The sequence below is a fragment of the Alkaliphilus hydrothermalis genome, from assembly GCF_016908555.1.
GTDB classification, from domain to species: domain Bacteria; phylum Bacillota; class Clostridia; order Peptostreptococcales; family Natronincolaceae; genus Alkaliphilus; species Alkaliphilus hydrothermalis.
The window spans coordinates 1-23,200 of record NZ_JAFBEE010000031.1; the positions used below are offsets into that span (position 1 = coordinate 1).

26 protein-coding genes, 1 pseudogene and 1 other annotated feature are annotated in these 23,200 nt (G+C 35.1%); of the genes and pseudogenes, 15 read left to right on the top strand and 12 right to left on the bottom strand.

The window, feature by feature from the left end:
- The 3 genes from JOC73_RS14165 to istB all read left to right on the top strand — a co-directional run.
- Positions 1 to 121, top strand: a 121-nt coding sequence (locus JOC73_RS14165) for an IS3 family transposase (protein WP_204404437.1), incomplete at its 5' end; no start/stop codon positions are given.
- Positions 122 to 200: 79 nt separating this feature from the next.
- Entirely contained in the window at positions 201 to 1,505 is a 1,305-nt protein-coding gene (gene istA / locus JOC73_RS14170) for an IS21 family transposase (protein WP_330613218.1), read from the top strand.
- Positions 1,505 to 2,251 (top strand): IS21-like element helper ATPase IstB, encoded by a 747-nt coding sequence (istB, locus tag JOC73_RS14175; RefSeq protein ID WP_204404390.1) that lies wholly within the window; start codon positions 1,505 to 1,507, stop codon positions 2,249 to 2,251. Before istA ends, istB begins: the two co-directional genes overlap by 1 nt.
- Positions 2,252 to 2,493: 242 nt before the next feature.
- Here the strand turns inward: istB and JOC73_RS14180 are convergent, their stop codons facing one another.
- The 8 genes and pseudogenes from JOC73_RS14180 to JOC73_RS14215 all read right to left on the bottom strand — a co-directional run bounded on the left by JOC73_RS14180 (position 2,494) and on the right by JOC73_RS14215 (position 8,015).
- Complete coding sequence (locus tag JOC73_RS14180) at positions 2,494 to 3,237, bottom strand: zinc ribbon domain-containing protein (RefSeq protein ID WP_204404392.1); 744 nt, start codon at positions 3,235 to 3,237, stop codon at positions 2,494 to 2,496.
- Positions 3,238 to 3,240: 3 nt separating this feature from the next.
- A complete protein-coding gene (locus JOC73_RS15215) occupies positions 3,241 to 3,537 on the bottom strand; it encodes a recombinase family protein (protein WP_330613221.1) in 297 nt (98 codons plus the stop codon).
- Positions 3,538 to 3,594: 57 nt separating this feature from the next.
- Positions 3,595 to 4,110 (bottom strand): annotated as a pseudogene (locus JOC73_RS15220) (recombinase family protein); the annotation flags it as partial.
- Positions 4,100 to 4,363 (bottom strand): hypothetical protein, encoded by a 264-nt coding sequence (locus JOC73_RS14195; protein ID WP_204404398.1) that lies wholly within the window; start codon positions 4,361 to 4,363, stop codon positions 4,100 to 4,102. The pseudogene JOC73_RS15220 and the gene JOC73_RS14195, both read right to left, overlap by 11 nt.
- 197 nt (positions 4,364 to 4,560) lie before the next feature.
- Positions 4,561 to 5,682: a recombinase family protein gene (locus JOC73_RS14200; protein ID WP_204404400.1), complete on the bottom strand. Its 1,122-nt coding sequence runs from the start codon at positions 5,680 to 5,682 to the stop codon at positions 4,561 to 4,563.
- Positions 5,672 to 5,812 carry a hypothetical protein gene (locus tag JOC73_RS14205; RefSeq protein ID WP_204404402.1) on the bottom strand — a complete coding sequence of 47 codons (141 nt, stop codon included), beginning with the start codon at positions 5,810 to 5,812 and terminating at the stop codon, positions 5,672 to 5,674. Before JOC73_RS14205 ends, JOC73_RS14200 begins: the two co-directional genes overlap by 11 nt.
- Before the next feature lie 267 nt (positions 5,813 to 6,079).
- Positions 6,080 to 6,883 carry a RecB family exonuclease gene (locus JOC73_RS14210; RefSeq protein ID WP_204404403.1) on the bottom strand — a complete coding sequence of 268 codons (804 nt, stop codon included), beginning with the start codon at positions 6,881 to 6,883 and terminating at the stop codon, positions 6,080 to 6,082.
- A gap of 682 nt (positions 6,884 to 7,565) precedes the next feature.
- Positions 7,566 to 8,015, bottom strand: coding sequence for a helix-turn-helix domain-containing protein (locus JOC73_RS14215; protein WP_204404405.1), 450 nt, complete (start codon positions 8,013 to 8,015; stop codon positions 7,566 to 7,568).
- A 284-nt stretch (positions 8,016 to 8,299) separates the two neighbouring features.
- On the opposite strand from JOC73_RS14215, the gene JOC73_RS14220 reads away from it, so the two are divergent.
- From JOC73_RS14220 to JOC73_RS14230, 3 genes are all read left to right on the top strand, one after another.
- A complete protein-coding gene (locus JOC73_RS14220; RefSeq protein WP_204404407.1) occupies positions 8,300 to 8,551 on the top strand; it encodes a hypothetical protein in 252 nt (83 codons plus the stop codon).
- Positions 8,552 to 8,619: 68 nt separating this feature from the next.
- On the top strand, positions 8,620 to 9,747 hold the full coding sequence (locus JOC73_RS14225) for an HNH endonuclease (RefSeq protein WP_204404410.1): 1,128 nt from the start codon (positions 8,620 to 8,622) through the stop codon (positions 9,745 to 9,747).
- A gap of 189 nt (positions 9,748 to 9,936) precedes the next feature.
- Positions 9,937 to 11,448 (top strand): recombinase family protein, encoded by a 1,512-nt coding sequence (locus JOC73_RS14230; protein WP_204404412.1) that lies wholly within the window; start codon positions 9,937 to 9,939, stop codon positions 11,446 to 11,448.
- A gap of 306 nt (positions 11,449 to 11,754) precedes the next feature.
- Here the strand turns inward: JOC73_RS14230 and JOC73_RS14235 are convergent, their stop codons facing one another.
- Entirely contained in the window at positions 11,755 to 12,321 is a 567-nt protein-coding gene (locus JOC73_RS14235; RefSeq protein ID WP_330613219.1) for an ABC transporter substrate-binding protein, read from the bottom strand.
- A gap of 145 nt (positions 12,322 to 12,466) precedes the next feature.
- On the opposite strand from JOC73_RS14235, the gene JOC73_RS14240 reads away from it, so the two are divergent.
- From JOC73_RS14240 to JOC73_RS14270, 7 genes are all read left to right on the top strand, one after another.
- On the top strand, positions 12,467 to 12,787 hold the full coding sequence (locus JOC73_RS14240; protein ID WP_204404414.1) for a hypothetical protein: 321 nt from the start codon (positions 12,467 to 12,469) through the stop codon (positions 12,785 to 12,787).
- A 141-nt stretch (positions 12,788 to 12,928) separates the two neighbouring features.
- Positions 12,929 to 13,540: a CDP-diacylglycerol--glycerol-3-phosphate 3-phosphatidyltransferase gene (pgsA, locus tag JOC73_RS14245; protein WP_204404415.1), complete on the top strand. Its 612-nt coding sequence runs from the start codon at positions 12,929 to 12,931 to the stop codon at positions 13,538 to 13,540.
- A 90-nt stretch (positions 13,541 to 13,630) separates the two neighbouring features.
- Positions 13,631 to 13,877 (top strand) — a binding site (T-box leader).
- 41 nt (positions 13,878 to 13,918) lie between these two features.
- The gene (locus JOC73_RS14250; protein WP_204404417.1) at positions 13,919 to 14,143 is read left to right on the top strand and encodes a hypothetical protein; all 225 of its coding nucleotides are present in this window, start codon (positions 13,919 to 13,921) and stop codon (positions 14,141 to 14,143) included.
- Between the two features lie 2 nt (positions 14,144 to 14,145).
- On the top strand, positions 14,146 to 16,800 hold the full coding sequence (locus tag JOC73_RS14255) for a valine--tRNA ligase (protein ID WP_204404419.1): 2,655 nt from the start codon (positions 14,146 to 14,148) through the stop codon (positions 16,798 to 16,800).
- A gap of 192 nt (positions 16,801 to 16,992) precedes the next feature.
- Positions 16,993 to 18,291 (top strand): bifunctional folylpolyglutamate synthase/dihydrofolate synthase, encoded by a 1,299-nt coding sequence (locus JOC73_RS14260; RefSeq protein WP_204404421.1) that lies wholly within the window; start codon positions 16,993 to 16,995, stop codon positions 18,289 to 18,291.
- A gap of 115 nt (positions 18,292 to 18,406) precedes the next feature.
- On the top strand, positions 18,407 to 18,628 hold the full coding sequence (locus JOC73_RS14265; protein WP_204404423.1) for a hypothetical protein: 222 nt from the start codon (positions 18,407 to 18,409) through the stop codon (positions 18,626 to 18,628).
- Positions 18,629 to 18,758: 130 nt separating this feature from the next.
- On the top strand, positions 18,759 to 19,697 hold the full coding sequence (locus tag JOC73_RS14270; RefSeq protein WP_204404425.1) for a YncE family protein: 939 nt from the start codon (positions 18,759 to 18,761) through the stop codon (positions 19,695 to 19,697).
- A gap of 112 nt (positions 19,698 to 19,809) precedes the next feature.
- On the opposite strand, the gene JOC73_RS14275 is transcribed toward JOC73_RS14270, so the two are convergent.
- Complete coding sequence (locus tag JOC73_RS14275; RefSeq protein ID WP_204404427.1) at positions 19,810 to 20,361, bottom strand: DUF4364 family protein; 552 nt, start codon at positions 20,359 to 20,361, stop codon at positions 19,810 to 19,812.
- A 146-nt stretch (positions 20,362 to 20,507) separates the two neighbouring features.
- On the bottom strand, positions 20,508 to 20,714 hold the full coding sequence (locus JOC73_RS14280) for an alpha/beta-type small acid-soluble spore protein (protein WP_204404429.1): 207 nt from the start codon (positions 20,712 to 20,714) through the stop codon (positions 20,508 to 20,510).
- Positions 20,715 to 20,923: 209 nt separating this feature from the next.
- Here JOC73_RS14280 and JOC73_RS14285 point away from each other — a divergent pair, with 209 nt between their 5' ends.
- The gene (locus JOC73_RS14285) at positions 20,924 to 21,619 is read left to right on the top strand and encodes a 4Fe-4S double cluster binding domain-containing protein (protein WP_204404431.1); all 696 of its coding nucleotides are present in this window, start codon (positions 20,924 to 20,926) and stop codon (positions 21,617 to 21,619) included.
- 38 nt (positions 21,620 to 21,657) lie between these two features.
- Here JOC73_RS14285 and JOC73_RS14290 read toward each other — a convergent pair whose 3' ends face one another.
- The gene (locus JOC73_RS14290; protein ID WP_204404433.1) at positions 21,658 to 21,846 is read right to left on the bottom strand and encodes a hypothetical protein; all 189 of its coding nucleotides are present in this window, start codon (positions 21,844 to 21,846) and stop codon (positions 21,658 to 21,660) included.
- Between the two features lie 133 nt (positions 21,847 to 21,979).
- Between JOC73_RS14290 and JOC73_RS14295 the strand changes: the two genes are divergently transcribed.
- A complete protein-coding gene (locus JOC73_RS14295; protein ID WP_204404435.1) occupies positions 21,980 to 23,095 on the top strand; it encodes a polysaccharide deacetylase family protein in 1,116 nt (371 codons plus the stop codon).
- The last annotated feature ends 105 nt before the right edge of the window (positions 23,096 to 23,200 follow it).

Consider the following 23,200-nt stretch of genomic DNA (forward strand, 5'->3'; position numbering starts at 1 on the left):
TCAGACTTTAGAAGAACTAGAGTTACAGCTAGCTGATTATGTTAATTGGTTTAATAAATTTAGAATACATTCAACACTAGGCTATTTAAGCCCTAGCAATTTAAAGAGCATAACCTTATAAAATCTGTCTAATTTAGTGTTGACAATCCACTCTTTCCACCTCAAGGAAAGTGCCAGACTGCGAGTATATTCATAAGGAGATGGCTAAAAGTGGTGTTACTTTAAGTCTCCTATGGAATGAATATTGCGAGCAGTGTAGGCTTAGCAATGAAATTCCCCTTATGTACAGTCAATTCTGTAGGTATTACCGCAAGTACGCCAGTACCCAGAAAGCTACCATGCATATCCGGCGTAAGCCCGGAGAACAGATGGAAGTTGATTGGGCTGGACAAACTGCCCAGATTATTGACCGTAATACAGGAGAAGCCATACAGGCATCTATATTTGTAGCAGTATTATCCTGTAGTCAATATGCTTATGTAGAGGCATTTACATCTCAGAATCAAGAAAGCTGGATTCAAGCTCATGTCAATACATATAAGTTCTTCGGTGGTGTAACAAGAATATTAATTCCGGACAACTTGAAGACTGGAGTAGACAAAGTATCTTGGTATACACCTACTATTAATAAGACCTATCATGAAATGGCTGAACATTATTCCACTGCCGTTATCCCAGCCCGCGTTCGTAAGCCTAAGGACGAGCCTAATGTTGAAGGTGTTGTAGGAATCATCTCAACTTGGATTATCGCAGCATTAAGAAATCAACAATTCTTCTCTTTAAGAGAGCTCAATGAAGCTATTCAAGACAAACTCTACGAGTTCAATAGTAAACCTTTCCAGAAAAAAACGGGAAGCAGGTTGAGCCTATTCCTTGAAGAAGAAAAGTCTGCTCTCATGCCACTACCTGCCACCCCATACGAGTTAGCCTTTTGGAAGACAGCTACCGTACAGTTCAATTATCACATATCAGTAGAAAAAATGCACTACTCAGTTCCCTATGAATATATCAAGCATAAAGTTGATGTACGTATGACCCGAAATGTAGTCGAAGTCTTTTTTAATAGCCATCGTATTGCCTCCCATGTAAGACGTTACGGTAAAGTTGGTCAGTACAGTACCGTAGTTGAGCACATGCCAGAATACCATAGAAGTTATACTACTTGGAATTCTGAGAGATTCATTTCTTGGGCTAATGGGATCGGTCCCAATACAGCTATCGCTGTTAAAGCGATATTATCTTCACATAAGATAGAACAACAGGGATATAAATCCTGTATGGGATTATTGAAGCTAGCAGATAAGTATTCTGTTACCCGTGTAGAAGCCGCCTGCAAGAAGGCTCTGTCTTACACACCACGCCCCGGTTACAAAAGCATCCAGACAATACTTAAGACTGGTCAGGATAAAGTAACTGAAGAAAAAGATCCTATCTCAAATACGAATGAAAATACTGCAACCTTTGGCTTCACCAGAGGTGCAAGATATTATGGAGGTAATGAATAATGGTAAATGAAATGACGATTACAAAACTTAATGAAATGCGCTTAACTGCCATGGCTGATTCCTACAGAGATCAACTTAAAGATCAGAGATTTCAAGAACTAAGCTTTGAAGAACGCTTTGGGCTCATAGTAGATTTAGAATGGTCCAGACGAAAAAATAATAAATTAGCAAGATTAATAAAAAAGGCTGACTTTAGATACAGCAATGCCTGCGTTGAGGATATTGAGTATCATAGTGATAGAAAGTTAGATAAGACACAAATCACTCGTCTAGCTACCTGTAATTATGTTCAAGAAAAGCATAACATCATCATTATGGGTGCATCAGGCAATGGCAAGTCATATATTGGTTGTGCATTAGGAATGGCTGCCTGCCGTAATTACTACACCGTTAAATATGTTCGCCTTCCTGATTTACTCGATGAATTAGCTATCGCTAGAGGCGAAGGTATATTTAAAAAAGTCATCAAGCAGTATAAAAGCGTAAGCTTATTAATCCTCGATGAGTGGCTATTAGTACCTCTTAAAGGAGCGGAAGCTCGTGATCTCCTTGAGATCATTGAGTCAAGACATCAAAACGGATCTACCATCTTTTGTTCACAGTTTTCTCCAGGAGGTTGGCATGAGAAGATAGGCGAAGATACGCTTGCTGATGCAATTCTTGATCGGATCGTTCACGACTCCTATACAATTCACATCGATGGAAAGGTTTCTATGCGAGAGCGTCATGGTTTACAGGATAAATAAAAATTAAATAATATATATGTGGGGCCATCAATAATAGACAGGGGTGGCTCCTATATGAACATGATGGCTCTATTAGATGCACAAAGTGGCTCTAAAAAAGTACACTCGTGGTTCTAATCCATCATAATATTCAGACAACCTTAGAATTTTAAAATAGGTAGGCAATTAGTCTATCACGGTATACCGTGATAGACTAATTGCCTACTTCTTTAAACAAAACAAAAAAGACAACCCCCTACAAATTAGGAGGTTGTCATAAAAAGGTCGCTATTAGGGTTCAGAGTTATATCAATTAATATCTGACTAGTAGGGGAGGGGTCTACCTTAGTAATAAGGATGCTATCTACTAATGAATGGATAATCATCCGTTTATTATAAACATCTAGAGTGTTTAGGTTATTAAAAAGGTCATCAAATGCTTTTATAAAGCCCTGTAGATCTTGATGGAAGCCTTGCAGTTGCTTTTGTTTGTCTTCAATAGTATCTTCATAATGACTTATTTCTTTCTCAATTATAGTAAGTAATTGTTTTACTTCAAGCTTGATAGACTGATCGAAATTTAGATCAAGGGCATCTTTGATTTGTATAAGTTTTTCATCTAGTGAGTCAATTTTATCAAAGTAGCCATCAATAGATGCCTTTAGTTCATTAATTTTACATTGCTTATTTTGTTCATAGAGCTCCCACAGCTGATTAATGTTTTCTACAGTTATTAAGCTAAGGAGCTTGCTGATAACTTTCTTTTCAAGTAGGCTACTGGGGATTATCATGTGGGACTTTTCTTTATTCTTTAGCTCTGGAGTGCATCTATAGACACTAGTCTTACCTGAACCATAATTTTTAGGTTTAATTTCCTGTCCGCAACTGCATTTAAGTTTCCCTTGTAATAAAAATGGAGTAGAAAAATGTTTGCTACTATTAATTTGAGATTTTTGACTTTTAATTATATTAGCTAGATCCCAAAGTGCCTTATCAATAATACACATTTCTTAATTAAAACCTGATTTTATAGGCTTATCTTTAGGTCCTGGATTTCTCCTACCCCCTCGCCTCCCCCAAATTATATAGCCTTTATAGACTTCATTTCTTAAGATAGATTCAATACTACCTTTACTCCATGTCTTGAAGGGATATTTTTTATTCATTTTATCGGCTAATTCACGATAACTATATCCGCAATTAGTATACAGTTCATATATCTCCCTGACTATTTCCGAATCATAAGGGATTGGCTTAAGTATTGAATTAACTCTCTTTCTACCTTTCATTTTCTTGTCTTCTGTCATATAACCAAAGGGAATTTTACCACCGGGCCAAAGGCTTTTCTCAGCACAGGTTTTATTACCCAGTTTAACCCTGGAAGATATAATGCTTGATTCAAGCTCGGATATACTAGCCAAAACAATTTCAATTAGATTTTCGATGTAGTTCTCAGGTTTAGAATCACCCTTTTCATCAGAAAAGTCAGGGTCATTAGTAGAATATTCTCCAGGCTTACTATAACAGAGGGTTATTTTATTTTGTCTAAAGAGTTGCTTAATAGCAAAATGCTCATAGACATTTCTAGTAAGTCGATCTCTAGAGTAGACAATAAAGTATTTAAACTTTTTATCCTTTGCCAATTGCATTATTTTCTTAAATACAGGTCATTTATCATATTCAAGATTGATGTCAAATTTATCATCAGAAGATTTTGAGGCAGGCTTTGCCTCTACAAAGATACATTCATCTTTTAAGTCCAGGCCATGTTGTTCAGCATATAGTTTAGCAAAATCCCTTTGGGAATCAATAGAAGAGCCCTTTTCACTTTGTTTCTCTGTTGAAACTCTAAGGTATGCAATTGCAATATTATCGCCCATAACCGATTTCCTTTGTATTATATTGTTTTGTAGAACCACAAAGCTCAATCTGTTCGATGAAGCTATGTAGACGTTCTTGTAGAGAATCTAATGGTAATTCATTTATTAGATAATTTATTATTATGTATTGATTACTCCCGAGCTCTCTAATTTTAGCGGTTTCTACTAATACATTATCAAGATTAGATAATCTATCTTCTAAGTTACTTATTTCCTCAATAATTCTTTTCTCATTATCAATTAATTCCTTCAAAATTTCTGATATGGTTGTATTTCTTGGATCAGTTATCAGTCCTAATAGATTGCTTTCTTTATCCTTCTGGTTCTTATAAAGTTTAGACCTTTTAGTCTTTATATCCTTTTCTAGATTTTTTTTAAGGTCTGAAATGATAAGTTTGATCCGTTCTTCATCTAGAATATCTTCCAGTAATCTTCTGAGTAAAGCATTGATTAATACTTCTTTTTTAATTCTAGTACATTTATTGGTACTACAGGAATAGTAGTTGCCTGATAAATATATAGATTTATTTTTATCTTCACAGGAACTACATTTAAGAAGTCCTTTGAAGGGATAATTACTAATTCTGGTACTATAACTCCTTTTGTATTGAGGTATTTCAAAGCAGCTGTAGCCCAAAGATCGATACTGATAAATCCTTTTACATTATCTAGGTACTTAACCTTTTCTTCATTGATTTTAAACAGCTTTTTTGAGGGGGCCTTCATAAATAGTTCGTTTTTTCCATCGGGCCTTTGAATTCCAGCGTATATTGGATTTAGAAGCATATATGTTATTTTACTTGAAGTAAGCTTTTTCTTAGAATTGTTAATTGTACTAACATAATTAACAAAGTCACTCATAGTTTCGAAGTTATTAGCTACATATTCTGAAAAGATTTGCTGGACAATCTTACTTTCGCTAGGATTAGGGAAAAGCTCATATTTGGCTTGATCTTCTTTTTCTAATGCATCAAATAGCCCAGTATCATCAACAGATGCAAAACCAAAGGGAATTTTGCCAGAGCGGGAATACTCACCCCTCTCTTTCTTAATTCTAATTCCATTAGAAGTCCTATCCTTAAGAATCTTAGGCTCCAGCTCACTTATTCCCATAATTATATTTTCGATAAAGTCGGAATAACAATCATCCTTATCGGGCTGAAATTCTCCAAGGGCCGAGTAGATGACCTTGATATCATGTTCTTTAAACTTATTTTTTATTTCCAGCAGTTCATCAAATTTCCGTGAGAGGCGATCTCGCTTTAAGACAATAACAGTTTTGAATTTATTGCTTTCTAAGTCTCTAAGTAATTCAGTAAAACCTTTTCTCTTATCATAGGTAAACCTAGAAGCAGATTCACTATCAAAATAGGTGTTATATAATACTAGCCCCTCTTCATTTAGGACCTCTTTTCCTCTAGTTATTTGAGATGCAATAGAGTGACTCTCTGTTTTGATAGATTTTCTTGCATAGATGGCAGCATAATCATAGGGGGTAAGAAAATCTCTATTATTCTCTTCGACTGAGGGCGTTTCTTTTTCAATTGCAGTATTTGAATGCTCACCTTTCATCAATACCATCCTTTTTGATTAGATTGTGATTAATTATATAGCTGACAATAAGACTTACAAAATCCTTCGTTGCCTTATCATTATTTTTGTATTGGATTGAGGTTATATTTAATTTATATTTATCTTCCATATTTACCTCCTTATCTATATATTCAGTTTCTATAGTGTAAATCACCATTTAAAAGAGAATTTAAAAATCATTAAACTGGATGTATCAAAGAAAGCTATTAAATTATAAAAGTTATGGAAATGGCTAGTCCAAATCATCTTTTATTTTAAAAGCTTAAGGAAATGGGCAATAAATTCTAGAGTTAGACAAGTAGTTTTTAAAATCTACAAATAGGACAAGTTAGGGTTTTAAAATAAGGCGTAGGTTTTAAAATGTAATATGTGATCTCTAGAAGAGGGAATTACTTAAACTGCTAGGGTCCTTCTCTAATAGTGAATTTACAATAATCAAGTTACTGTCCTTGGCTTCAGGACAATCTGCAAAGTATTCGCAGTTGTTACTACAGTAGGGGGAGGGACTACAGGGATATTTTCTTTCACTAATGATTTCTTCACTGATCTCCCAAAGGAAGTCTATGGACTCCTTAATATAAGACTCATTTACATCTTGGGTTATCTTTTCTCCATGGGCCAGGAAATAATAGCTGACAGTATCGGGGAAACAGCCAAGCTTAGACTTAGTGAGTAGAAGATAAATGGGCATCTGTAAAGTATCAATAGCCTCAATGTTTTTACCTGTTTTGTAATCGGTAGTCTCAATTGAATCGTCATTCCTTAGATAGGACTTGTCCAATTTGCCACAGAGGGTAAACTTGCCATCTATATCTAAATAGATCATTTCCTCCACCAATAAATTCTTCTTCCCTTGATCTAGGGGGTTGCTATGGTAGTTACTTAGCATGTCTAATGCTCTTAGCCCAAAGTCCCGTTCTTCCTCAATAGATTCATAACCCTGTCGGATCCAATTCTTTCGTAAAAGCTTATGTAAATTTTCAACTGTTCTGTAGGTTTCATCAGTGAGTAGGTTGTATTTAGCTAGGGCAGTATGAACACTTTGACCAAAGGACAAATACTTATTAGCAAGGTTTTCCTTAGGCTTAATCCTATCAATATGTTTATATTTAAACCTACGTTTGCATGTATGGAAGACTTGAATACTGGAATGGCTGAGGTATAAGTTGTTGTTAGCCATTATGACACCTCCTGGTTGATTTATTGTAATAGTAGGATGTGTAATATTCAGAGCATTATTCATTTATTTGAACATATTCAATAATAAAATTTATAAAAAAATAAAGTTCCTAAAAAATAGGAACTCTATAGATCTGTTGATAATATATTATTTATTAATTTAAGTAAACGTATATGTTAATTATTGCGAAGTAAGGAGGCGATCCCTAGTTTAATTAATTTAATTATGTTTGCCGTTTTTATTGTATATGCCTAGCAAAAGCATATACAATAAAGTCTTTAAATTAATTAAACCTTAGATAAAATCAGTACGATAAATGGAATTCCTAATACGGGAAAAACCAAAACGCTTACATCGTATCCATTAAATCTCATGGGATCGCTTCCTCCTTATTAAGTTTTTATAGTTCTAATACTTTTAAAGTATAGAATAAAAACAACTATTAGTCAACTAGAAAAATTCTTTAAATTTCAATGTTTTTTCTTTAATTTTATTATGTTAAATAACGAACAATGGACGAAGTGTGAAGGAGGCGAACAGATGAAGCTTACAATTGGTAATAAAGACAGAAACCATGATTAATGGGAATATCATGAACTTAATTTTGTATTGCTTGTATGTAAACAAGGAGACAAGTCTTAATAAAATTTGACCGTCTCCTTACTATTTTAGATATAATATTCTAGGAACTTTTGTAGATTTGCTGATGATATTTTTTTATGAATTCCAGCTCTTGTATTAAGTGATTTGAGATGGACTCAATATTTTCTACAGAACAGCTTAGTTGAGAAATAGTATAATAAAAGGCTTTGATTATTTCAGTAGAATAATCTTGAAGGCTATCAATATTTAATGAGTCACTATATTGGTTAATGTAGATTTTATCAAGGTCTAGCTGCATTTCTTTGATCTCATAGGCTTTAATATCCAGTAGCTCATTTAAGGAAATTTCTAATTCACCAGTGATTTTGTTAAGGAGCTCTAAGTTAAAGACATCATTTCGGGCATTTTCTATATTGTTGATGAGTCCTGCTGAAACATTAAGCCTGTTGGCAAATTCAGCAGTAGATAGATTTTTATTTTTTCGATATTTCTTGATTTTTATTCCTAAGCTTTCGCAGGCATTGTTCATAGCCATACCCCCTTGTAGTAGGAGTATTGACTAAAATATTGAATATATACATTTGTGTATATTAAACCGGACACAGAAGAACCATGATAGTTCTAGAAGATAGAGGAAATTTTAAATATTTATAGAACTGATGATTATAATGCTTTTCGATCAGGCTAATTTTGGTTACTTATTTTTAATGAGAATACATTGTGTTCATAAAATAAGGAACTAGTGAATAATATCGTTAGTCATTTATGAAGTATGAAGTACATTTTATAAGAAATACTGTCAGGGGGGTATTTATGAAAAATAATATTAATTTATTTATTGAAAGTTATCCCGATTATACTAGCCTTCAAGGACTAAACATGATGCTATCTCGTTTAAACAAGAAATTATCTGATTTATCTACTAATGAAACTAAAGAGATACTACATAAATTTTTATCGAAAGAAAATTCTTCAATTGGTACAGTTAAGTCCTTAGAAACCTTCACAACTCATCTTATATCGTATCTAAACTGGGCAAGGGCAGAAAGAAGGGAAAAGAAATAAAAAAATTCCTACAAAGTAACGATATTATAACAATAATAGAATCAAAAAATATTGAAAATTTTATTAGATTGCAAGATGTAAATTATGTAGTTGATAATATTAATAAAAATCCTCAAGATGTTGCTTTGTTACTATTATTATTTTATGGGGTCAAAGGAAAAGCTTTCAAGGAAATAAGGGGACTTTTAGATAGTGATTGCAATTATTTTAACAACGTAATTACTTTACAACGTAATAAAGAGAAAGTAATGTTTAAACTACCTTCAAGCGTTATGAATATCCTTAAATTAGCTACTGAACAAAATGATGTATATTATAAGAGAAATGGTTATTATGACTCTGAAAGCAGGAGAAATTCAACATGGCCAATTTTTCAATCTAATTATGTCATTAAACAAGTCATGGCAGGTAATGCAAAAACACCACAAGCTACACCACAAGCTATAAGAAATAGGATTAGTAAGCTACTAGATGTATACAGAGAAATTTCCGGTTCTAAAATAAAAGCCAGTTGCACAGAAGATGTGTTTCAATCGGGTACGATTTATTACATGCTTTTATTTGAAAAATATTTAGGAGGTTCATTAGAACCTATAGATTATAAGCGGATTTGTCAACGTTGTGGAGATAAACCGTCTAATTACTCTGTATACAAAATAAGATACACTATGTATAAAAAACATTACCCAGAAGCACTCTCTGAAATAGAATTAACACCAGAACTTCGATTGTTATGCAGAGAGATATCCTCGATTAAAGTTGACTGTGAAATAAGTGAAAATAAAAAGAGACCAAAACTTGTAAAAAAAGCACCTTATATTGAAGGAAGAGAAAAGATTAGGTACCATAAGACTAAAGAGAGAAAACCGCAATTAATGAGAGAAGCCAAAAGGCTTTTTAAAGAAAAAAATGAAAGAATCTATTGTGAAGGATGTGGTTTTGATTTTTATAAAACGTATGGGATATTAGGTGAAGACTATATAGAGGGTCATCATATAAAAGAGATTAACAGTCTAACGGAAGAAACAGAGATGGTGCCAGAAGATATTGCAATGGTTTGTTCAAATTGTCATAGTATGATCCATCGTTCAAACCCTTCTTTAACAATAGAACAATTAAAACACATTTTAATGGAGCCTTCGAAAAGTAAAAAATATAAATTAAAGTTTAAAAAGTATATATGGAATTGGTTTTAAATAGATATAAGTTCAACCTCTTTTATGTTAATTATAGCCCTTAAGAAAAGCGAATCAGAGGCATTATAAAAAAGGTCTTTCTCTTAACTAAAAGACATGAAGAAGCTTACTTATTTTCCCTAGTAATATCCCAGCACCTTCAGCTCATAATAATAACCATCAAGTAAATTGAATGAAGGTGATATATGGATGAACATCTGTATTTATCTACGAAAGTCTAGAAGTGAGGAAAATATGTCTATTGAAGAAGTCCTCAATAGACATAGAACCACTCTTCTTGCCTATGCAAAGAAACACAAGCTAAACGTCTTAGAAATCAAAGAAGAAGTTCTCTCAGGGGAATCCATCACTAGAAGACCTAAGATGTTAGAGCTCTTGGAAGAAGTTGAAGAAGGCAAGTATGATGCAGTCCTGGTAATGGATATAGACAGGCTTGGTAGAGGTAATATGAGGGAACAAGGTCTAATTCTAGAAACCTTCAAAGAATACAATACCAAGATCATCACTCCCAATAAAGTCTACGACTTAGACAATGAATTTGATGAGGAATATTCAGAGTTTGAGGCATTTATGTCTAGAAGAGAATTAAAGATCATTAAGAAACGCCTTATGCGGGGCAGGCTAAAAAGTCTAGAAGAAGGAAACTATATCGGGGCCATTGCACCCTTTGGATATGAAAAGAAGGGCAAAACACTAGCCATCAATAAGAAACAAGCTAAGGTTGTGAAGTTAATCTTCCAACTATACATCAAAGAAAACTATGGGGACAGTAAAATTGCCAGCTACCTAATCGATAAAAAAATACCTACCGCCAGTGAAAATCTCAATTGGGATAAAACCACCATCAGAACCATCCTAAAAAACCCCGTCTATACAGGCAAGGTCATTTGGGGTAAAAAGAGATTTAAGTATGATAAAGAAGGTAATAAACACTACAGATTACAGAATGAAGAAGATTGGCTGATCTATGAAGGGAAACATGAGGCCATCATCGACCCAGAAACCTTTCAGGAAGCCCAGAAGATAGCTAAGAAAAGGCATAACCCTACTAAGACCCATAAGACTAAGGAATTAAGAAATCCTTTAGCAGGCCTGTTAAAATGTGGCTCCTGCGGCAGCACAATGACCATCAGAACACAAAAAAATAAGCCCGACAGCATTAGATGTTATAAAAACTGTGGAGGCGTAAAATCCAGCTACATTCATCTCATCGAAAAAAGACTACTAGAAAATTTATTGGCAGAGTTAAATAAACTGAAGTTCACCTTCAGCTATAAAAAAAGAACAATCAACGAAATAGAGATCCAAGTAATTGAAAACACCCTTCTAGAAAAAGAAAAAAATAGCGAAACCCTAATGGAACAACGAGATAAACTATACGATTTCCTAGAACAAGGCATATACGATAACGATACCTTTCTTGAAAGAATGAATATTCTTACCCAAAAGATTAATGCTGTAGATAGTGCAATACAGCAACTTCAAACAAACCTATCTAAAATACTCCAGTTAAAAAATCAAAAAGAAAAACTCATTCCCCAGATAAACATTTCCATTGATTTTATAGAAGAAACCTATTTTGATGCCAATACAAAACAGCGAAATGACTTCCTTAAATCAATTATTTCAGAAGTCATTTACACCAAAGATAAAAAGGCTGCTGAAACTGAATTTAGTCTTAAAATTAAACTAAAAATGTAATTGAGGAAATTGGAACTCTATCAAACAATTGGAAACATACTCATAATATGAAACAAATAAACCTGATTCGTGCATTGTGAAAAGCAGATGGCCAAAATATTAGTATTTTGAGGCAGTCGCTTTGTTATAAACTTGAATACTAATAACATACTGTTGTTATTTAAAGAATTCAGTATGAAAGTTTCTAACATCATTAGATTAGTCATTGAACACTAAACAGGGAAGGTTTATTTTTTCATAACACTAAACTTAGGATGAAATCCAACCTTTCCTCAATTATTACCCACGGTGGTATCATGTTGATGTCTATGTATAGTCACCTTCTCCACCACTAAAGGCACCAGCCATAACTCCGTATTGAATATCTGTTCTAACGTTGATATCCTTTCCAGGGATAACGCCATTATTCTTAAGGACATATTCCAGCACCATATTAGGCATACCACCTTTACGGCCACCAAGGATCTCTTTACCCTTCATTTCTTTAAAGTCAAAGTTAGAATTAGGCTCTCTAGCAACGATAAAAGAACCATCTCTTTGGGTCAATTGGGCGAAGTTAATTGCATAGTCATCTTTACCTTGGTTGTAGACATAGATGGAAGCCTCAGGTCCCATAAAACCAATTTCAGCCTCTTTACTCAATAGAGCAGCCATAACCTTATCAGCACCCTTAGCATCAATGATCTCTACGTCTAATCCCTCTTCCTCAAAGAAGCCCTCTGAGAGTGCCACATATTGTGGAGCATAGAAGACGGAGTGGGTTACCTCCATTACAGTGATTTCTGTTAGTTCATTTTTGGATTGGCATCCAGCTAAAAATAGAGAACTAAGTAAGAGGACAATAACCATTAGTGAAAAAATTTTAAGTCTCAATGTAATCCCTCCTGTAATTGAATTTTAAATATACAGTTTAATTCATTATATTCCTGTCTATGTTAAGTGTTCCTGTAAACATGAATAGGAAATAAATAATTGGCATAGAATTAAAATAACAGGAATTAGGGTTGGAGGGGATGGAATGTCTTGGAATATAAAAATTTCCAATAGTAGGAATAGATATGGCTATATTAAGGGAGAGATCGACCATTTTAGTTGGTATGCTTTAGTCCATAAGGATGTTGTAGATTATGGTATCAATCCTTATACTTTAGAAGAGGGGCAGGGACGAATTTCCAGACTCTGTATCTACAAGGATATACCCATGTCTGCCTACACAAAGAGGCTTATTTATGCAAACTATAAAAGAAAATGGGAAGTGTTTAACAACAGTTATGAGGTAATGATTAGGGAACTGGTTGAATATCTCGATAGGATTTATTCAATAAAATTAGTAAAATAGTGGTTGGAATAATGACAAAGATGTTGTGAATGACAAATCTAGTATGTTTTAGTTGCTGAACAAGGGGTATCATCGTATTAAGAAAACCTAGAACATCATTAACCGACGAAAAAAAAATAGGTGAGTGAAAAGAGGGATCTTATGAATGTACCAAATTTCTTAACAGTTGCTAGATTCTTTTTAATACCATGTTTTGTAATGGTATTTTTTTCTCAATCCCCCAATAGCTTACTCTATGCAGTGGGTATATTTGTAGTGGCGGGACTTACAGATCTATTAGACGGCTTTATAGCCCGTAAATACGGACTGATAACTAAATGGGGTCAGGCAATGGACCCGTTAGCTGATAAAATGATGTTGCTTACGGTATTGATTTGTTTTACAATAGCTGGATATATTCCCCTATGGATTATAACAATAGTAGGGATGAAGGAGGCTCTGTTGGTCATAGGTGGACTCATCCTCTACACAAAGAAGGATAAAGTGGTGGTGCCAGCCAATAAATATGGTAAATTAGCAACTATAGCCTTCTACATAGCCATCATCTGGATGGGGTTTGATAGAGTTTATGGAGGGGTTATGCTTACGGTGGCAGTGATTATTACCGCCTATGCATTTATAAGATATTTGATGATTGGTGTAAAGCTTGTCAAATATAAGGAAGCGGAGCAAGGTGAAGAAAAAGAAAATGTTGTAGAATTACAAGAAGCAAAACTAAATGTAGAAAAGAATACAACGGAAAAAATATCTTGACAAATTTTCTAAAAAAGATATAATATTTTTTAAATTAGTGTGCAAAATAGCCATATTAGTATATAATAAAACAAGTAGCAATTAAATATATCATCCGCTATGAAGAAGAGGAGTAGGTAACACATTCCCTAAAGAGAGAAGAACCCATAGGCTGAAAGGTTCTTTGGTGAAATGGTTATTGAAGGTAGCTTTGGAGCTTCTGTATTGAACTAGAGTAGATACAGACGGGGGACCGTTAATCCATATGAGAGTCTATTTTCTATAAATTCAGTAGATACTGGGTTATATAGGAGATGGAAATTAAGGTGGTACCGCGAACATACCCTTCGTCCTTATTTTGGATGGAGGGTTTTTTAGTTTTTGTATTTCAAAACGCATTTGAAAACAAACCTTACAAAAGGGAGGGATTACCTAGTGTTTTATATAGGCCTATTGTTGATGATTATAGGGGCTATAATGGTATATGGAAATGAAAAATTACCCATTAAGGGTGGAGGGCTAATCATTGCAATCATTGGTATAATGCTATTACTTTTCAATGAATTCCCGAATGAACTTGAATTTTTGAAGATTATAAATTTAAAATATTTTAGGAGGGATTAACAATGGAAAATAATTTACCCAAAAATTACAACCCAGCAGAGTTTGAAGACAGAATTTATCAAGAATGGATGGATAATGACTACTTTAAAGCAAATGTAAACCCAGATAAAAAACCTTTCAGTATCGTGTTACCGCCCCCAAATATCACAGGGCAGCTGCACATGGGACATGCAGTAGACCATACCCTACAGGATGTACTGATCCGATGGAAAAGAATGCAGGGATATGAAGCCCTATGGCAACCAGGAACAGACCATGCCAGTATTGCAACAGAGGTGAAAGTTCTAGAGAAAATTAGAGAAGAAGAAGGGCTGTCAAAACTTGACTTAGGTCGTGACGCCTTCCTAGAAAAAGCATGGAAGTGGAAGGAAGAGTACGGTGGCAGAATCGTAGAGCAAATGAAAAAGCTTGGAGACTCCTGCGACTGGTCTAGAGAACGCTTTACAATGGATGAAACCCTAAGCAAGGCAGTACAAGAAGTATTCATCAACCTATATGAAAAAGGACTCATCTATAGAAGTAACAGAATCATCAACTGGTGTCCAGAGTGTAAGACTTCAATTTCTGATGCAGAGGTGGACCACGAAGAAAAGGCAGGACATTTCTGGCACATCAAATACCCCGTAAAGGATAGCGATGAATTTGTTGAAATCGCCACTACCCGACCAGAGACTATGTTGGGGGATACGGCAGTTGCAGTAAATCCAGATGACGAAAGATACCAACACCTAATTGGAAAAACATTAATCTTGCCATTAGTAAACAGAGAAATACCAGTGATCGCCGATGAATACGTAGAGAAGGACTTTGGTACAGGGGCAGTGAAAATTACACCATCCCACGACCCAAATGACTTTGAAGTAGGATTAAGACATGATCTGCCTCAAATCGTAGTAATGAAGGATGATGCCTCCATCAACGAAAAAGGTGGCAAATACCAAGGCATGGGTAGATACGAAGCCAGAAAAGCCATCATTAAGGATTTAGAGGAATTAGGATTATTAGTTAAAATCAAGGAGCATACCCACAATGTAGGTCAATGCTACCGTTGTAGTACAGTTGTAGAGCCAATCACATCGCTACAATGGTTCGTAAGAATGGAGCCATTGGCACAGCCTGCAATAGATGCAGTAAAGGATGGAAGCATTAAATTCGTACCAGATCGTTTTACAAAGATTTACCTTCACTGGCTAGAAAATATTAAAGATTGGTGTATTTCAAGGCAGTTATGGTGGGGACATAGAATTCCGGCTTACTACTGTCAAGACTGTGGAGAAGTAATCGTATCTAAAGAAGCACCAAATTTCTGTGATAAGTGTAGCTCAAGCTCCATCAAGCAGGATGAAGACGTATTGGATACTTGGTTTAGTTCCGCATTATGGCCTTTCTCAACGCTAGGATGGCCTGAGGAAACAAAGGAGCTAGAGTACTTCTATCCAACAGATGTATTGGTAACTGGATATGACATTATTTTCTTCTGGGTAGTACGGATGGCCTTCTCGGGACTGGAATTTATGAAGGAGGTTCCATTTAAGCACGTATTCATCCATGGGATGGTAAGGGATGCTGAAGGAAGAAAAATGAGTAAATCCTTAGGAAATGGTATTGATCCATTGGAGATCATTGACCAATATGGAGCCGATGCCTTAAGATTTACCCTATTGACAGGTAATACTCCAGGTAATGATATGCGTTTCCATATTGAAAAGCTAGAGTCCAGCAGAAACTTCGCCAATAAGTTATGGAATGCTACTAGATTCGTACTGATGAACCTAGACGAAAATCCACCAGCTTTAGAGGAGGTAAAAGACCATTTCACCATGGCAGACCACTGGATAATGAATAAGCTGAACCACCTAATTAAAGATATTAATGATAATATGGAGAAGTTTGAATTAGGGTTAGCGGCAGCAAAGCTATACGATTTCATCTGGGGAGACTATTGTGATTGGTATATCGAGCTAGTAAAGCCTAGCCTATATGGTGAAGATGTATCAAAGCGTAGGGGGGCTCAATACACTTTAACTTTTGTATTAAAAAATATCTTAAAGCTATTACATCCATTTATGCCCTTCATCACAGAGGAAATTTGGAGTAGCATTCCAACGACAGAAGAAAAGCATGTAATCGTAGCAGCATGGCCAGAGCATGATGAGACTTACTATCAAGAAGAAGCAGAAGAGAAAATGATCATGATCATGAGTGCCATCAAAAACATTAGAAATATCAGGGCTGAAATGAATGTAGTTCCTTCAAGAAAAGCAAAACTACAGGTGGTTGCTACAAATAGTATGGTGGTAGACACCATCAACGAAGGAGAGCAATACTTCAAGACCTTAGCTGGTATTTCTGAAATCACTATCTTATCGGATAAAGATGAAATTCCTTCTGATGCAGTATCTATCGTAGTAGAGGGGGCAGAGTTATTTATTCCACTGGACGATCTTCTTGACTTTGAAAAAGAAATCGAACGTCTAGAAAAGGAAAAGAAGAAGATAGAAGGGGAAATCAAAAGGGTAAATGGAAAACTTTCCAACGAAGGTTTCTTATCTAAAGCTCCAGAAAGCTTAATCGAAGAAGAAAAGCAAAAGAAGGTTAAGTTTGAGCAAATGTTAAAGACGGTTCTAGAAAGATTGATTGCATTACAAAATAGATAGTTAAATTATGGCAGTTGGGGATGTATTGTACCTCAACTGCTTTTTATATAGTATATAACTGAGAAAATGAAGGTTGACTAAAGAATCAATTTTGATATGATAAAAGAGTAGGAGTAACATTCTAAAATTTCTTTAACAAACCTATAGAGTATATTCTAAATTTCATGTATATATAAGAATGGAGTGTGAAAAATGAACTATCAAGAGGCATTAGATTTTATCCATGGTACATATAAATTTGGTAGCAAGTTAGGTTTAGAAAACATCAATTACCTATTACAGCTACTAGGCAATCCCCATGAAAAAGTAAAGGTAATCCATGTGGCAGGAACAAACGGAAAAGGCTCCACATCCTCTATGATTCACAGTATTCTAAAGGAAGAGGGCTACAAGGTGGGGCTATACACCTCCCCTTATCTAGAAACCTTTACAGAAAGAATACAAATCAATGGTGTAAATATCCCAGAGGAAAGACTAGCAGAGATTACTAATCTAGTAAAGGAAAAAATTCAACAAATGGTAGCAGAGGGGAAAAATCATCCTACAGAATTTGAAGTAGTTACTGCAATAGGATTCTATTACTTTGCTACAGAGGCTGTAGATTACCTTGTACTTGAGGTAGGACTAGGGGGCAGATTAGACGCAACAAATGTAGTGGGTAATCCTCTGGTTTCCGCTATTACACCCATTGGCTTTGACCATATGCAATTCTTAGGAAATACCCTTGACAAGATTGCTGCTGAAAAGGGTGGAATCATTAAAGAAAATAGCCAAGTTATCCTTTACCCTCAAGGGGAGGAAGTGGTGAAGGTTATTAGAGAAATATGTGATGAAAAGAATAGCCCAATGTCAATGGTGGACTTTGGGGATATTGAAATTCATTCTACTAGTATAGAAGGTCAAAAATATTCCACTAAAATCTTTGGAAAAGAGTTTAAAAACGTAGAAATCCATATGGCAGGTATCCATCAGATCTACAACAGTACTACGGCATTAGCAGTGGTGGAGACCCTTAGAAGAAAATATGGTGTTAAAATCAGTGACGAATCCATCTATAGAGGATTAAAGGCAGCCAGATGGCCAGGAAGACTAGAAGTCCTTAGAAAAAATCCTCTGACCATTATAGATGGAGCCCACAATACCCATGGGGCAGAGGCATTGAAAAAGAGTATGGAGACCCTTTTGCAGGATTACCCCATTACATTACTTATTGGGATGCTGGCCGATAAGGATGTGGAGGGATACTTAGAGTTAATCATCCCCCATGTGGAAAAAGTAGTCGTGACAGAACCAGATAATCCAAGGGCAATGAAGGCAGAAGAATTGGCAGAAAAAATGATTCAATATAATAAAGACATTCATATAGAAAGCTCCATCCCTGAAGCTGTAAAGAAGGCAATGGAGATCACAGAAGATGCTGGAGCTGTCGTATGTGCTGGTTCCCTATATATGATTGGAGAAGTAAGAAAGAATGTTAGATTGTTAGACTAAAGGCTGTATAACATAGTAATGTAGTCAAATTTACATGAAATGTATAGAACCTCCCTATTTGAAATATACTTTAGAAGAAATCTATTGTATATATTTGTACTAGGGAGGTTTTTTTATGCAGATCCTTCAATTTAGACCTTATAAAAAATTTAATAAAGAAGAATTATTATCTGAAATAGATCGTATGCGTCAACAAATGAATCCTATGGAGACAACAGACCCAACCATGTTGGATTATTTAAATAAATTATTCTCAGAAGCAAAACTAAGAGAATTATCGTTAAATGAAAAAGATATTTGTGATAGGATATTGTACACTATTAATAATGAAGAATGAAGCCCGTTGAAAAGCCATTATCAAAAAACATCAGTTATCACACATCTGAAAAGTCATCATAAAATATGTATATAGATTATGCTTACGGATTGACTATGGGAGTGATCAAAAATGATAATGGGGTGATGGAATGAATTATCTTTCTCAGGGAAATTTAATAGTCTCAAATTTTTCTGATGATTCCATTTCTATTGTTGATGTGACAATAGGAAAGGAAGTAAGGCGGATCTCTTTGAAAACGATAGGAAAATTCATTCCTTCTCAGCCACTTGGACCTCACCACATTGCCCTAGATTCAAACTTAAAGTATTTGTATGTGGTAAACTCTTTTGACAACAGTCTCAGTAAGATAGACCTGATTAAGGAAGAGATAATCAATACTGTCATGGTGGGAAGTTGCCCTAGTCAAGTAATTCTTTGCAAGAAATATGGATGTATTTATGTAGCAAATTCTGACTCCAACAGTATTACCGTATTGGACTTAAACGAATTATCTATACAACTACAAATACCAACCGATGAAATGCCCCATGGCATGGCAATGACAAAAGACCAAGAAAGGATTTTTGTGGCGAATCGTGAGGAGAAAACGCTGACGGAAATCTGCACAAGTCTCAACGAAAAGAAGGAGACTCATCGGGTGGCTTGTAATCCATGGCATTTGCGTTTAAGTGGCGATGGAGATTTGCTGTTTGTGGTGAACTACAGTCATCAGGAGGGGGAGCAGGGTAAGGTGGAAATCTATGATATCCATGGAATGGAGTTAGTAGATGAAATCACTCTAGGAAAAATGCCTGTTGAGGTAGCCAGTGACTGGGGGAATGAACACTTATACGTGACGGACTCGGACCTAGACCAGCTATATGTCTATAGCCTAAAAGAAAAAAGATTGTTAAAATCAATCAAACTCAATAAAATGCCCCACGGGATTGAGATTGATTATAATAAAAACCTATTGTTTGTTAGTAGTATTCAAAATAATGTAATCGATATAGTCAGCTGTAGAAGCAAAAGAGTAATAAGAAGTATTGAGGTGGGTAAAGAGCCCACCAGTGTGGTCATTATTTAGATTATATTACATTCAAAAAACAAAAAGAAACCTGCACTCAACAGCTGTCTACTGTTGATGCGGGTTTTTTGAAGATTATTTTTAACAATAAGGTTTTTTAATTAAGAAAAAATTATTTTTGATTTTCTTCTTTGGGAGTTTCAATTAATTGATTAATCAGAGTACCATAGATATCTTGAACGTTCCCTTGCCAGTTTTCACATACCTGCTTTGCATGTTTATTAGAAGCTACATTTAAGCTAATGCTAATAATCGTCACATCTCCTTCTACTACCTTTAAATTAACTAAATATTCCCCTTCCTTCACTTTAACATAATCTGCAGTTACTTGGGATTTTTTTACGATTTCATGCTTTTTTTCCTTTAACAACTCATTTACCCGATCCAATTGACGTTGAGGAATTCTATTAATAAAATAACGTAGGGTATCTTTACCCTTATCGGTGACGGTAAAAAGCTGTTTTTGGTCTTTTATCTCCTCCACGATAAATTTAGAGTCTTTTAATTCTCCAATAAACTGTTGAAAGATAAAGTAATTTAATAAATCATTCTCTAAAACAAAGTCTGTTACCTGAGAATGGCTCACTGTACCATCAAATTGTTTAAAAATATATAATAAAAGTAACTTTTTTTCTGCCAATTGTTGGGAAGAATTGACAAACATTTCTCCACCCTCTTTCCGCTTCTCCTATATTATATATTAATCCATTTTCATCATTTTTAAAAGAGGGATATAAAAAAATAAAAAAAAGACACTGAACTAGATCTAACTAGAACAGTGTCTTTTTTTTAAAATCTTTTTCATATGAGCTACTTATTACTCATATTTTGTTCTGCATACTCAACCATTCTTTTAACCATATATCCGCCAACATATCCATTTTGACGGGAAGTTAAGTTTCCTTTATCGGTGTGTTGATAATCAGACATACCTAACTCATTGGCAATCTCATATTTCATTTGATCAAGAGCTTGACGAGCTTCTGGAACAACTATTCGGTTTCGATTTCTAGCCATTTATTCCGCCTCCTTCAAGTTTTATCAAACTAGTTTAATTGATTTTCCGGTGAGTAAATACAACAATTTAAGTTGTATTAATCATAATTTGCCCTGTTTCGCAAATAATTATGTTAGAAGGTTTTAGTCAAAAAATAAAAAAATGGAAGGAAGTTTTTTAAACTGTAACAGAAGGAAATTTGATATAATGGATTAATGAGGTGAATAGTATGATAAAACAAGAAGAACTAAAAAAAGCTTTATTAGATTTAGGTGTTGCTAAAGTAGGATTTTGCAAACTAGAGGATCAACTACCAGAAAAATTTAAGCATTTAAAAAGTGGGATATCCATTGTGATTAGGCTTTCTGATCAGATTATTAGTGATATACATCCAGAGGATGGACCTACCCATACCTATTTCCATCACTACCGAACAGTTAATTTTTTGATAGATCAAGTAACCTTAAAAGCCACCACACTACTTCAAGAATGGGGTTATTTGGCCATGGCAATCCCTGCATCCCAGTCAGTAAATGAAGAGGGATGGGAATTTAAAGGATTGTTCCCCCATCGAACTGCCGCCACAAGAGCTGGTCATGGGTGGATAGGAAAAAATTGTTGCCTAGTAACTGAAGATTTTGGACCAAGGGTTCGACTGGGGACTGTATTAACTAATATGGAATTTGAATATAATCAACCATTAGAAGAATCCCAATGTGGAGAATGTAATGCTTGTGTCAAAGCTTGCCCAGCTATAGCTCTAAAGGGAACGAAGTGGATTCCAGGAATGGAACGGAGTGAAATATTTGACCCTAGGGCCTGTAGTTCCCATATGCATCAGCAATATCAAAAAATTGGACGAGGATCTGTATGTGGCATTTGCATAAAAGTGTGTCCAAAGGGTAATAAAGTACTAAGAAGGTAAACGCTGATTGAAAAAAATAGGGTAGTAAAAATACTACCCTAAGACAGTCGGTGCTTTATTGGAGTTTTTACATCTTTTCTAAAACCATGCTGATGTTCACTCTGCAATTGAGCTTTTTGAGAGTGGGATTCCCTATGAAAGTGTCTATCTTCACGTTTGAAAGTCCTTGCACTTAATTCAACTCGATGACCTTGAATGTTGGTCCATTGACTTTTACGGATTGACATATGACCACCTCTTTCATGGGATTAGACAAATGTTTGTCTAATGATATTGTTCTACTGGCCAGAAGAATTTATGACATGTATTAAAAGCCTTAATTAACAAAAAACAACAAACAATTTATTAGGGGGACATAAAATGAAAAAGTATCTAGTGATACCAATTATTGCATCTGTTTTATTAACAGGATGCTTTTCTGAAATAGCTGCTGATAAAGGTGCAGCAGAACAACCTCAACAGCAGGGAACTGTTGAAGAAAAAGAAAATCAAAAAGAGGAAGAAGAGCCACAAGAGTCGGAAGAAAAACCCGTAGAAGAGGAAAAAGAAGTAGTTGAAATAAATCTTCAGGAAGTTCAACCAAATGAAGCCGGTGAAGTGATGGTGTTAATGTATCACCAGATTCGAGAACCAGAATCAGAATGGTCAAGAACACCCGATAACTTTAGAAAGGACTTGCAAGCTCTTTATGACAATGGCTTTAGACCTATTAGTTTATACGATTATGCCACTGGAAACATCACCACTGAGGCTGGATACACACCTGTGGTAATCACCTTTGATGACGGAAATCAAAATAACTTTAATATGATTCAAGATGCCAAAGGTGAATGGGTGATTGATCCTGATTCGGCTGTTGGGATGTTGGTGGATTTCCATGAAAAACACCCAGATTTTCCATTGGAGGCAACCTTCTTTATTAATGGCGGAACTCCCTTTGGACAAAAAGAGTTTGTAGAATATAAACTTAAGTATCTAGTTGAAAAGGGAATGGATGTCGGAAACCACACCAATACCCATATTAATTTTACCAGTGCTTCAAAGGAAAAAATCCAAGAGGAGTTAGGAAAGCTTCAACGGTTAATCAATAAATACTTACCAGATTACGAGGTAAATACCCTTGCCCTTCCTTTTGGTTCAAAGCCAAAAGATAAAGCGTTGTTCAAATACGTAGAATCAGGGGAATATGAAGGAAAGAAATATAATCATTTGGCTATTTTAGAGGTGGGCTGGGATCCCTACCATTCAGCTTTTAATAAGAACTTTAACCCATCAAAAATAAGAAGGGTTAGAGCCAGCGAAACAAAGGTGGATGGGGTAGGTATGTATGATTGGATAAAAGCCTTTGAAAATGGCAGCAGAACCCGTTATATTAGTGATGGAGATCCAAACACCATTACGGTACAGGAAAATCATAAGGATTTATTGTCGGAGGATTTAAAGGGGAGGACTATTAGAACTTATACTTTAGAATAAAACTAGCCTGTTGAAAAGCCATCATCTTCTGCGTCACTGCGACAGACCAGCACTCTCGCGTATTATATATACGCCACGACCGCTTATCTGTCTTGTTCCTTGAAT

Excerpts from the sequence above, each read along its gene's own strand:
- istA (WP_330613218.1), top strand. The coding sequence starts at position 201 with ATGGCTAAAAGTGGTGTTACTTTAAGTCTCCTATGGAATGAATATTGC.
- istB (WP_204404390.1), top strand. The coding sequence starts at position 1,505 with ATGGTAAATGAAATGACGATTACAAAACTTAATGAAATGCGCTTAACT.
- JOC73_RS14180 (WP_204404392.1), bottom strand. The coding sequence starts at position 3,237 with ATGTGTATTATTGATAAGGCACTTTGGGATCTAGCTAATATAATTAAA.
- JOC73_RS15215 (WP_330613221.1), bottom strand. The coding sequence starts at position 3,537 with ATGACAGAAGACAAGAAAATGAAAGGTAGAAAGAGAGTTAATTCAATA.
- JOC73_RS14200 (WP_204404400.1), bottom strand. The coding sequence starts at position 5,682 with ATGAAAGGTGAGCATTCAAATACTGCAATTGAAAAAGAAACGCCCTCA.
- JOC73_RS14205 (WP_204404402.1), bottom strand. The coding sequence starts at position 5,812 with ATGGAAGATAAATATAAATTAAATATAACCTCAATCCAATACAAAAAT.
- JOC73_RS14210 (WP_204404403.1), bottom strand. The coding sequence starts at position 6,883 with ATGGCTAACAACAACTTATACCTCAGCCATTCCAGTATTCAAGTCTTC.
- JOC73_RS14215 (WP_204404405.1), bottom strand. The coding sequence starts at position 8,015 with ATGAACAATGCCTGCGAAAGCTTAGGAATAAAAATCAAGAAATATCGA.
- JOC73_RS14220 (WP_204404407.1), top strand. The coding sequence starts at position 8,300 with ATGAAAAATAATATTAATTTATTTATTGAAAGTTATCCCGATTATACT.
- JOC73_RS14230 (WP_204404412.1), top strand. The coding sequence starts at position 9,937 with ATGAACATCTGTATTTATCTACGAAAGTCTAGAAGTGAGGAAAATATG.
- JOC73_RS14240 (WP_204404414.1), top strand. The coding sequence starts at position 12,467 with ATGTCTTGGAATATAAAAATTTCCAATAGTAGGAATAGATATGGCTAT.
- pgsA (WP_204404415.1), top strand. The coding sequence starts at position 12,929 with ATGAATGTACCAAATTTCTTAACAGTTGCTAGATTCTTTTTAATACCA.
- JOC73_RS14255 (WP_204404419.1), top strand. The coding sequence starts at position 14,146 with ATGGAAAATAATTTACCCAAAAATTACAACCCAGCAGAGTTTGAAGAC.
- JOC73_RS14260 (WP_204404421.1), top strand. The coding sequence starts at position 16,993 with ATGAACTATCAAGAGGCATTAGATTTTATCCATGGTACATATAAATTT.
- JOC73_RS14265 (WP_204404423.1), top strand. The coding sequence starts at position 18,407 with ATGCAGATCCTTCAATTTAGACCTTATAAAAAATTTAATAAAGAAGAA.
- JOC73_RS14270 (WP_204404425.1), top strand. The coding sequence starts at position 18,759 with ATGAATTATCTTTCTCAGGGAAATTTAATAGTCTCAAATTTTTCTGAT.
- JOC73_RS14275 (WP_204404427.1), bottom strand. The coding sequence starts at position 20,361 with ATGTTTGTCAATTCTTCCCAACAATTGGCAGAAAAAAAGTTACTTTTA.
- JOC73_RS14280 (WP_204404429.1), bottom strand. The coding sequence starts at position 20,714 with ATGGCTAGAAATCGAAACCGAATAGTTGTTCCAGAAGCTCGTCAAGCT.
- JOC73_RS14285 (WP_204404431.1), top strand. The coding sequence starts at position 20,924 with ATGATAAAACAAGAAGAACTAAAAAAAGCTTTATTAGATTTAGGTGTT.
- JOC73_RS14290 (WP_204404433.1), bottom strand. The coding sequence starts at position 21,846 with ATGTCAATCCGTAAAAGTCAATGGACCAACATTCAAGGTCATCGAGTT.
- JOC73_RS14295 (WP_204404435.1), top strand. The coding sequence starts at position 21,980 with ATGAAAAAGTATCTAGTGATACCAATTATTGCATCTGTTTTATTAACA.